The organism is Neobacillus terrisolis (genome assembly GCF_051233475.1).
Lineage (GTDB): Bacteria > Bacillota > Bacilli > Bacillales > Cytobacillaceae > Bacillus_BU.
Map to the genome: position 1 here is coordinate 1 of NZ_JBKFGH010000031.1, position 8,517 is coordinate 8,517.

The 8,517-nt window shown below is 38.4% G+C and carries 12 protein-coding genes and 1 pseudogene; 4 read left to right on the forward strand and 9 right to left on the reverse strand.

The window, feature by feature from the left end:
• Positions 1–203: pseudogene (locus tag ACI48O_RS18275) on the forward strand (nucleotidyltransferase); the annotation flags it as partial.
• Between the two features lie 40 nt (positions 204–243).
• On the opposite strand, the gene ACI48O_RS18280 reads toward ACI48O_RS18275, so the two are convergent.
• Together ACI48O_RS18280 and ACI48O_RS18285 are read right to left on the reverse strand one after the other, a co-directional pair.
• Positions 244–1,266: a SepM family pheromone-processing serine protease gene (locus tag ACI48O_RS18280; protein WP_435563295.1), complete on the reverse strand. Its 1,023-nt coding sequence runs from the start codon at positions 1,264–1,266 to the stop codon at positions 244–246.
• On the reverse strand, positions 1,263–2,054 hold the full coding sequence (locus ACI48O_RS18285; protein ID WP_435563296.1) for a patatin-like phospholipase family protein: 792 nt from the start codon (positions 2,052–2,054) through the stop codon (positions 1,263–1,265). The genes ACI48O_RS18280 and ACI48O_RS18285 overlap by 4 nt, the downstream gene beginning before the upstream one ends.
• Positions 2,055–2,307: 253 nt before the next feature.
• Here ACI48O_RS18285 and ylbJ point away from each other — a divergent pair, with 253 nt between their 5' ends.
• Complete coding sequence (gene ylbJ / locus ACI48O_RS18290; protein WP_435563297.1) at positions 2,308–3,519, forward strand: sporulation integral membrane protein YlbJ; 1,212 nt, start codon at positions 2,308–2,310, stop codon at positions 3,517–3,519.
• A 53-nt stretch (positions 3,520–3,572) separates the two neighbouring features.
• On the opposite strand, the gene coaD is transcribed toward ylbJ, so the two are convergent.
• Both coaD and rsmD read right to left on the reverse strand, forming a co-directional pair.
• Positions 3,573–4,064, reverse strand: a complete 492-nt coding sequence (coaD, locus tag ACI48O_RS18295; RefSeq protein WP_435563298.1) for a pantetheine-phosphate adenylyltransferase — start codon at positions 4,062–4,064, stop codon at positions 3,573–3,575.
• Positions 4,065–4,075: 11 nt separating this feature from the next.
• A complete protein-coding gene (gene rsmD, locus ACI48O_RS18300) occupies positions 4,076–4,636 on the reverse strand; it encodes a 16S rRNA (guanine(966)-N(2))-methyltransferase RsmD (RefSeq protein ID WP_435563299.1) in 561 nt (186 codons plus the stop codon).
• A gap of 360 nt (positions 4,637–4,996) precedes the next feature.
• Between rsmD and ACI48O_RS18305 the strand changes: the two genes are divergently transcribed.
• Positions 4,997–5,395: a DUF7147 family protein gene (locus ACI48O_RS18305; RefSeq protein WP_435563300.1), complete on the forward strand. Its 399-nt coding sequence runs from the start codon at positions 4,997–4,999 to the stop codon at positions 5,393–5,395.
• A 104-nt stretch (positions 5,396–5,499) separates the two neighbouring features.
• On the opposite strand, the gene ACI48O_RS18310 is transcribed toward ACI48O_RS18305, so the two are convergent.
• The 5 genes from ACI48O_RS18310 to ACI48O_RS18330 form a co-directional block, all read right to left on the reverse strand.
• Positions 5,500–5,775: a YlbG family protein gene (locus ACI48O_RS18310; protein ID WP_435563301.1), complete on the reverse strand. Its 276-nt coding sequence runs from the start codon at positions 5,773–5,775 to the stop codon at positions 5,500–5,502.
• A 66-nt stretch (positions 5,776–5,841) separates the two neighbouring features.
• Positions 5,842–6,291, reverse strand: coding sequence for a YlbF/YmcA family competence regulator (locus tag ACI48O_RS18315; protein WP_435563302.1), 450 nt, complete (start codon positions 6,289–6,291; stop codon positions 5,842–5,844).
• Between the two features lie 62 nt (positions 6,292–6,353).
• A complete protein-coding gene (locus ACI48O_RS18320) occupies positions 6,354–6,779 on the reverse strand; it encodes a hypothetical protein (protein WP_435563303.1) in 426 nt (141 codons plus the stop codon).
• A 101-nt stretch (positions 6,780–6,880) separates the two neighbouring features.
• Positions 6,881–7,114, reverse strand: coding sequence for a YlbE-like family protein (locus ACI48O_RS18325; RefSeq protein ID WP_435563304.1), 234 nt, complete (start codon positions 7,112–7,114; stop codon positions 6,881–6,883).
• 15 nt (positions 7,115–7,129) lie between these two features.
• The gene (locus ACI48O_RS18330) at positions 7,130–7,570 is read right to left on the reverse strand and encodes a YlbD family protein (protein ID WP_435563305.1); all 441 of its coding nucleotides are present in this window, start codon (positions 7,568–7,570) and stop codon (positions 7,130–7,132) included.
• 148 nt (positions 7,571–7,718) lie between these two features.
• On the opposite strand from ACI48O_RS18330, the gene ACI48O_RS18335 reads away from it, so the two are divergent.
• Positions 7,719–8,213, forward strand: a complete 495-nt coding sequence (locus ACI48O_RS18335; protein WP_435563306.1) for a PaaI family thioesterase — start codon at positions 7,719–7,721, stop codon at positions 8,211–8,213.
• Positions 8,214–8,517: the final 304 nt, after the last annotated feature.

Sequence of the window (8,517 nt, forward strand, 5' to 3'; positions counted from 1 at the left end):
AAAACGGAAGAATCTATTTAAACAAGAAGAAACAACAGTTGAGCACCCCTCTTATATCAAAGCTCTCATCGTATAAAAATTCCGATATTGAACCGGATATTCGAGCTTCCAGAATTTATAATATCGGATTATCAGCTGGTAGTGAGGAATTAGATCAAGACTATAAAGAAACACCTGTTTATCTGCAAAAAAATAGGAACTGACAGTAGGGATGTCAGTTCCTTATTGGTTGGCCGATATCAGCTATTTTTTCGGGCTAAGTTTTTCCAAATATGCTACAGCTTCATCAAATGTATCAATTGGGACGATTTTCATATTTGATCCGATTTCTTTTGCTGTTTTAACAGCCATTTTATAATTGGAATCAGATGCATTTTTCTCATTTGGAGCAAAGAAAATTTCTGCATCCGCTTTGTCTGCAGCCACGACCTTTTGCTCAATTCCACCAATTCTTCCCACTGTTCCATCCGAAGAGATTGTCCCCGTACCGGCAATGTTATATCCCTTTGTTAAATCGAGGCTTGTAAGTTGATTATAAATTTCTAAAGTAAACATGAGGCCAGCAGATGGCCCCCCTATCTCCTCCGTGTCGATCGACACTTTAGGATCCACTACGATCTCTTTATCATCCACTAAGCCGATCCCGATTCCGACTTTTTTCTTATCTTCAGGGAAGGTTTGGACAGTTAACGAAGCGGTTTTTTCCTGTTCTTCACGTTCATACGTAACAGACACTTTCTCTCCAGGTTTTTTATCACTTATATAATCGATAAATTGGTCCATCGATTCAAACTCTTCCTCGTCTACTTTAATAATCCGATCCCCAGGTTTTAATTTACCTTCAGCTGGCATATCGGGAACAATGTGCAATACATAAATACCCTTATATTTATATTTAACTGGATATCCAGCTTTCTTATATGCAACCTCTATTGCGCTCGTTTTCGAAGTGTCCATCATGTGGAGTTGACGGACATTGTATTCCTCATCACTCTCATCTTCACTTCTAATAGCCTCAACAGGATATATTTCTTGATATTTACTTACTTTGGCAATCGCATAAGAATAAATGTTTGCTTTTCCCATCCGTATTGTTGTTAACATAAAACTGCCTTCTTCATCATGACCATCTTCAACTTCTATTATCGGTTCGAGCTCCTTTGCCATACCAGGCTTTGATACATAATAAGGCAAATAATAAAATGAGCTTGCTGCGAAAAATAGTCCGGCAATGATGAGGAAAAGGAACGAGCGATTTTTCCTCATTCTGATTGTGACCCCTTCCACTGTTCAATCAAATTTTTTATTTTATTAATGTTTTTCCTAGCAGCCTCTTCCCCAATTGTGATGATATCTTCAATATTGGTAAAGGCTCTAGAGTTATACTTTTCCACTTGTGGGCGAATCATGACATCCGAAGCAACCATTCGATAGTCCACAAGCTCCATTTGCATTATATCAATACTTTGCATAATTACATCATAAATAGAGGTAATTTCGGTATTGGTTTTCACATGGGACACATCGACTGCGATAACGAATTCTGCCCCCATTTCTTTCACCACGGAAACTGGAATACGATCCACTACTCCTCCGTCTACAAGAAGTCTACCATTAATTTTTTCCGGAACAAAAATTCCCGGTATTGAGATGCTAGCCCGGACACACTCGGCAATCGGCCCTTTTTTAAAAACCACTTTTTCACCGGACATAAGATCCGTTGCTACTACTGCAACCGGCACCGCTAATTCTTCAATATTTTTCCCATGAGTAAAGATACGTATGAGTTCCTTTACCCGCTTACCTGCAATAAATCCCATTTTCGGCACGGTAAAATCGAGGTAATATTTTCGTTTGAAGGCAGTAGAAATTTTATAAAGTCGGTCCAGGTCCAGCCCTGCCCCAAAAAAGCAGGCAACTAGAGCCCCCATGCTGCTTCCGGATATATAATCAATCGGAATTCCTTCTTCCTTCAGTACCTTTAACACACCCAAATGGGCGAATCCCCGTGCACCACCCGATCCGAGTGCCAAGCCAATTTTCGGACGCGGCAAAGAGATTTCCTCCTTTGCAGTAATATATTTAGTTCCTTTAGTGTCATCTTATTCTTATGGTCTAAATTACTTTTCTATGAGTATATTGTTTTATATGGGGACAAGGCATGAGCCCAAAATATCCCCCGATAAACGAACAAGCTTTATCCGTCTATGACCAGTTTGGATATTCATAAAGGAATATATTGGCTTTCATTTTATCACTGTTTTTCCCTATTGCACAGTAACTATCCTTTTTGGGAGGCTTACTTTAGTGAATCGCTCTAAGTTGAAAACCATTTTTCTAGCTAGTTTTGTTTCGATTTTGGCTATTTCCATTATTTCGTTGCCACAAGAGTCTGTTGAAGCCTCGATAAGGGGATTAAATATGTGGTGGGAAATTGTATTCCCCTCCCTATTGCCGTTTTTCATCGTATCTGAGATGTTAATTGGATTTGGAGTTGTACGATTCATCGGAGTTTTATTAGAACCGTTTATGAGGCCGATTTTTCGCGTACCAGGGGTAGGAGGATTTATTTGGGCAATGGGCATGGCCTCCGGCTATCCTGCGGGGGCAAAACTAACCGCAAGACTTAGACAAGAGGGGCAATTATCCAGGATTGAAGCGGAAAGATTAGTATCTTTTACAAACTCATCCAATCCATTGTTTATATTTGGAGCGGTAGCTGTAGGATTTTTTTTCAATCCACATCTTGGAGTGATCCTAGCATTGTCGCACTACTTAGGGAATATTTGCGTCGGGGTCTTAATGAGATTTTATGGAGAAAAGGAAGAAGCCGCCGAAAAGAAGAAAACGGAGAAATCCAAGCTCCGCACCGCCTTCTCTGTGCTCCATCAAACGAGAATCAAGGATAACCGGCCAATCGGCAGGCTACTGGGTGATGCTGTTATGTCATCTGTCCAAACATTATTGATGATTGGTGGATTTATTATCATATTTTCGGTCATCAATAAACTTCTTTATCATTTGCATATTACCGGCTATCTCTCAAAAATATTAGAGTTTATTTTCCCGGCAATCCATCTTCCGGATGCGTTAAGTATCCCGTTTATTTCCGGATTATTTGAGATCACGTTAGGGAGTCAAATGACCAGCCAAGTTCAAGAAGCAACCCTTTTACAGCAGGCCATTATCACAAGTTTTATTCTTGCCTTTAGCGGGTTTAGTGTCCAGGCGCAGGTTGCCAGTATATTGGCACAAACCGATATCCGCTTTCAACCATTTTTCATCGCAAGATTCTTTCACGGGCTTTTTGCTGCCGTATTTACGTTCTTATTATGGGAACCGATTTACAAACGTTTTTATCAGACTGAACAGCCTTCAAATGCCGTACCGGTTGGATTCACTGGAGAAGGCAACTTGGCTCTTGAGACATTAACATGGCTCGGAAAAGCAGGTCCGATTATTACTTTGATAACGTTAACAATCTATATTGTCCTGTTTGCCAGAAGGGAATTAAAATGAGGCTGACTCAACGGAGGACATTCCGATCCTCTTATGAGTCTGCCTCATGACGTTTACTTTTTCCGGGCAGCAAATTTATTATGTAGTTCATTTTTAACAATTGGCGGGACAAGCTCCGAAATATCTCCACCATATTTTGCAACCTCTTTAACGATACTTGAGCTTAAGAAAGAGTATTGATTGTTTGTCATTATGAAAAAGGTCTCAACATCATCATCTAACACCCTGTTCATTGAAGCATTTTGCATTTCATATTCAAAATCAGAAATAGCACGAAGACCGCGAATGATGGCATTTGCATTTACTCTTCGGGCATAATCCACTAAGAGTCCATCAAAGGCATCGACCTTAACATTTGGAATATGTTTTGTTACTTCCTTAATTAACTCAATTCTTTCTTCAACCGTAAACAATGGTGTTTTCGTTGAATTATTTAACACACTAACATACACTTCATCGAAAATTTTTGCACCACGAATAATAATGTCTAAGTGTCCATTTGTAATAGGATCAAAGCTCCCTGGACAAACAGCAATGCACGGCAAGAATATCCCCCCTACTCTTCAAATTCATTTTGAAAAATCGTAATGTGAATGATTCCGTATTGTTCCCTCTTTATTCGATGTAAATTGCCCACCCTCTCAGGTAATACCACATCCTGACTATGTTCACAAACGATGACCCCATCACGTTTGATAATCTGGTCGTGGTCCATTTCAGTTAAAAGGGACAGGAGTTGCTGCTGTTTATATGGAGGATCTAAAAACACGACATCAAATAAAATCTCTCTTTTCTTTATCGCTTTTAATGCACGATTCGCATCATTTCGATATACTTCAGCTTGTTCTTCTAGTTCTGAGATTTTGAGATTTTCCTTTATAGTTTGAATGGCTTTTCCATCTCTGTCAACAAAAATGACCTTGTCAATCCCTCTGCTTAAGGCCTCAATGCCTAATCCGCCACTTCCTGCAAATAAATCCAGACCAACGCCACCTTTAAAATATGGACCAATGATATTAAACATCGCTTCTTTTACTTTATCTGTTGTTGGTCTTGTCGTATTGCCTGGAACAGCCTTTAAGATTTTTCCTTTGCATTTCCCTGATACTACTCTCACTATTCTTCACCACATATTTATTAGTCGGTATTTTTTATATCCTAACACACTTACCTCAACTGTTCCAATTTACACTTATTTTCAACAAAAATAAATATCCGAAATTAAGGTATATAACGGGTTATTGTGGAAATAATGTAAATAACAGCATCTATTCGAGGATGTTGTTGCCAACCGCGGAGAAGACTTACGTTTCCCCATAAGTTCTTCCTCCGGTTTCTCCTCTCCCTTTGCCTTCTATCCTAATATTGGGATATAGAAGGACCCTGCATTTAGGTGCAGGGTTTTTTCTTTTTACTTCAATTTTCCAAAGTTGCATGGTACAGTATTAACGACCATTACGAGAATTTGGAGGATGTTATGATACAAAGATTTATTGAACTTGGGGAAGGTTATTCAGATCTGTATGAATTAATTGAGATCGCACATTCCAATCAACATCGTTTATTAAGAATGATGGCTTTCCATACAATTAAAGATGAAAAAGAAGTAACTTCTCTAGCTGTTATTTTAAATCCAACAAAAACTGGTGATTTTCAACCTATATATCTTTGTCGAGAAGGGGTTCCAAATCCCCATTTTAAGCAGAATAAACGGTTTGAGCTTTTTTCAGAAGCTGCTGGTGAACTTCAAAAGAATATTATTGAGCTCGTAGTTAAACCGTCAAGCGAATTTGCTGATAAAGAATTATACTACCAATATTTAATTGGCATTTTAAGAATGAATCGATATCTCCCGGTATTGTCAAGTAGCTGGTAGAAAAGCGGAGGCGCTGGGCGCTGGAGCTAGACAGTAAAAAAAAGCGGAAGCGCTTAGGTAGAAGTGACGACATTTCTTCCAAGGCGTTTCCGCTTTTGTTGTGGTTAAATACCCATTTTATAATCATATTCTTTAGCTTTGTCAGGCTTAGCATTTTCATATTCCATTCGTAGGAAAGGTTTATAAGAAGGTTCTACTTTCTTAACAAACGAATATGATTGCAATTTCCCAATTAACTCTTCAACTTCTTCTTGATTACAATATAGGACGACATATTTTAATTTCTTTGAAACAAAATGAACATTGCCGAATTTTCTTAGCATTTTTGCCTGCTTTAAAGAATAAAGCCATACGATTATTCCTTGCCGAGAACCGAACATTAAAAATTCCCCTTATGACTTTTTAAATAAGGATAGCATATCTGAACCATAATCTGCAATCCTGATTTATTTTGATGAGCAGCCACAGCTTCCTCCAGAACCACAACCGCCTCCACAATTTGATAAACTATCAAAGTAGGGGTTGCCGGTTGGCACCTTTATATTTTTAGAAACAGAGTGCCCAATAATTTTGCTTATTTCGTCAAGCAGGGCTTGAAGATCATTTTCCGCCTTTTTAAATTCAGCCACGTGGGGATCAAGATCCATTTCCCTTTTCACTTCACGGATCTTGCTCTTGACCGGTTTATAATTCGGATGATACTTACCGAACCTCTGAACTTCCTCATATTGTTCTTTTATATTAATAAATGCTTTGATCTTATTCTGTGCCTCCATGTTTGATTGCATATTAGATAAACACTGACGATAGTTCTCAGCAATCTCGGAGTTCAGAATCATCGCAACAAGTTCATCTGATTTATCCAAAAGTTGAATTCTTTCAAAAGTAGCAAGCAATCAGCCCACCTCCGTCTCATATTTTAACATGAAACTTTCAGGAAAGCGAACCATCCAAATGGCTATAAAATAGTTACATTAAATTCCTTTTTTAAAGAATATGACCGGTTTTGTAAATTTACTACTTCAAGTGTGATAGCATGCTCCCCTTGGGCTAACCCCTTAATAATAAAGACCGGCGTATTCATTTCTGCAATTTTCTTACCATCAACAAAAACAACAATTTTTCCGACTCTCTTATTATGACGATCTTGTCGGAATGAAATTTCCGGCACAATGCATTCCACTAATATATTTTCACCATTAACCTTATGACGAACATAAAATGATGAATTGAGTGGAATTACCGATACAGGAACATCCCTTATTCTTCCCGCAGCATTAACATTTGTCATAGCAAATTTAGACTCAGGTTCGGGAATATCTCGGCGACATCCTGCTAAAAATAAAAGCATAAAGACCGAAATTATACTACGGCTGAATGGCATGCTTTATCACTCCTTTATGCTAATATTGTTTACCGAGGATCATTTTTTACTCAAAAAAAAATAAGAGACTGACCCAGCAAGCGAGTTTATCAGTCTCTAGTCTAGTTGTTCATTGATTGAAACATACTCATCAACATGGAGGCCATTTGAACTCCATTTGAGAATTTTTCCACCTGATGAGGAAACGTTTTTTTATAATAGTGCATTGAGGATATTTCTAATTGCTGCAAGTCTTGAGGATTTCTTGACAACCTTCGATACCAATTTGGCTGTTCACGTAAAAATTGGTGTAGTTGAGGATTTCGATTTAAGTACTCGACTATTTCTTTTCTCATCATAAATCCCCTTCATCAGTCTTTCCTAAACATAAATGGATGTGGCGGATGTTCATTTTTTTGGACATTATTAACTTGATTACTGTTTTGAAATTGGGAGAGCACTCCTTGGATTGCCGAAATAGCCTGACTTAAATGATGGATTTGGCTTTCAATTTGTTGGGCATCCATATTTTTTACAACCCCCATAATTTGACCAACCCAATCCTTCTTCTGGTCTGCATCGTTGTTAATTTCTTCTGCAGTATTTGTTTCTTTATTAGAAGTGCTACGCTTCTTTTTTTCGGTTTTACGAAACTCTTCCCAACGAGGGTCCTCTTCTCCGAGCAAATACCAATCCTCATACAATTCCTGCCAGGTGAGTCTTTCTCTCCTAACCGCTTCAATGATTTTCGGATTCGCTTGGATAAATTGTTTAAACTTTTCAACTGAAGGATCAAGCTCATTATTTCCCATTCTTTTCACCCCAAATCATTACAGTGCCTATAATACGATATGTAGCGAATATGAATTTGTGAAATTAATAATCAGATTTAAAAAAATTCAAAAAATTAAGAATTTATGTTAATATTAGAAGTAGATTTTTAAGAAAGAGGTTAATAAAATGAGTAAAGAACTGCATGATATGCTCGATATATGCATTAAAGAAGCAGGAGAAGAAGATTTAGATATACTTAAGGAAATCCTAAATGGAGTACGTAATAAGCATGCCCAAGGTAAAGGGGTTGGCTTTATGGGCGCTTTGCTCCAAATGGAACGTAGAAGGGATAATCAAAGCTGTGAAATCACTATCCCAATTAATCCAATCGTTCAAAACTCGCTAGGAATTGTACATGGGGGTATTACGGCTACATTAATTGATTCCGCAATGGGCTCACTTGCAAACACACTGGTTCCAGAAGGATTTGCTACGGTAACAACCCAATTAAATATCCATTATATTGCTCCAGGAATTGGGGATCACTTACGATGTGAGGCACATGTTGAACATAAAGGTTCAAAAACAATGGTACTATCTGCTACAGTGTATCGCCCAGATGGCAAAAAGGTTGCCACCTCAAGCGGGAGCTTTTTTATCATAGAAAAAAATGCACTTTAAGAAACAAAAGCGTAAGTGCCCGGGTAGCTCACGACAGGACTGGAGCACATCGACTGAGATAAAGGAAACACGAAGAGCGCTAGCGATTCGATGTTGACTTATCGTAGGGAGGTGGGCGAAGTCCACTAGGAGCTGGGCGCTGGAGCTGGACGAGTCTAACTGTGCAATAGTTATCCACAGCTTTAAAATTTATAGTTTCTTAAAAATCGAGTAGGAGGGGGTGACTAACCCCCGACCTCTCACACCACCGTACGTACCGTTCGGTATACGGCGGTTCTATTAAGATTGACGTAAAATTTCATAA